Source organism: Bartonella sp. CL63NXGY, from assembly GCF_042194905.1.
Taxonomy (GTDB): domain Bacteria; phylum Pseudomonadota; class Alphaproteobacteria; order Rhizobiales; family Rhizobiaceae; genus Bartonella.
Window position 1 is genome coordinate 327 of record NZ_JBHINK010000128.1, and the last position, 290, is coordinate 616.

A 290-nucleotide genomic window follows, 5' to 3' on the forward strand; every position below is an offset into this window, starting at 1 on the left:
GCTGATCTGGATCAATCTTGGCTGATGCTGGAACAATAAACTTACCATCGTCAGTCTTCTTTACTGATCCGTCAGCTGAAGTTGCACTGTAGCCTGGCTTAGTTACGTTAACTTCTGGGAAGTTGCTCAAAACTTGATCGTTTTGATCCTTCGTCTTTGCTTCCCATTCTGTCCATGTAGTCTTACCTGTTACTTCATCCTTTACTCCAGTACGAGTAAATACTAATGGGAAGTTTGCTACTTGCTTTTCTTCTCCACTTACTGGGTCCTTTTCATAAACTGTTTCAGTT

Annotated in this window: 1 protein-coding gene; it reads right to left on the reverse strand. The window is 41.4% G+C overall.

The annotated features are described in order from the left end of the window. Positions 1–290, reverse strand: a 290-nt coding sequence (locus ACFIK0_RS09680; protein WP_375663958.1) for a mucin-binding protein, incomplete at both ends; no start/stop codon positions are given.